Source organism: Neorhizobium puerariae, assembly GCF_042429745.1.
Lineage (GTDB): Bacteria > Pseudomonadota > Alphaproteobacteria > Rhizobiales > Rhizobiaceae > Neorhizobium > Neorhizobium puerariae.
The window spans coordinates 1-505 of sequence record NZ_JBHMAA010000072.1 but is presented as its reverse complement, the minus strand read 5'-3'; the positions used below and the strand labels follow the sequence as shown (position 1 = coordinate 505).

1 protein-coding gene is annotated in these 505 nt (G+C 59.2%); it reads right to left on the bottom strand.

Annotated elements, in window-relative coordinates; translation table 11 throughout:
- Positions 1-20: 20 nt before the first annotated feature.
- The coding region (locus ACFFP0_RS31000) for a transposase (protein WP_377266086.1) at positions 21-505 on the bottom strand (485 nt) is incomplete at its 5' end.

The window sequence follows — 505 nt, the reverse complement described above, 5'->3', positions numbered from 1 at the left end:
AGAGTCCGTCCGAGAATTCATTATGTTCGAGCAATCCTTCGAACGAGCGTCATGATGGATGCGGCGTAGAGGAAGGCTTCGGCTGATTTGATGGTTGCTTCGGGGTCTCTCCAGAGCCGCCGGTTTCGGCTGATCCAGGCGAAGAAGCGCTCGACGACCCAGCGCTTGGGATGAACTGCAAAACCAACCTGATGCTTGGGCTTTCGGACGATCTCGACATCGATCAGCGTTGCGCTCTGTGGTCTACCGCCTGAATAACCCATGTCGGCAAATGCCTTTTCGACGAACGGGTAGGACTTTCTCGACACCTGCAGGACCGGGATCGCTCCGTCACGATCCTGAATGTCTGCGGGCTGAGGATCGAGCACCAGGGCGCGGCCATCCATGTCCACCATCGCCTGCCGCTTGCGACCCTTGATCTTCTTGCCTGCGTCATAGCCACGCGGACCGCCGCTCTCGGTGGTCTTGACGCTCTGGCTATCCAGCACGGCGGCGCTTGGTGAGG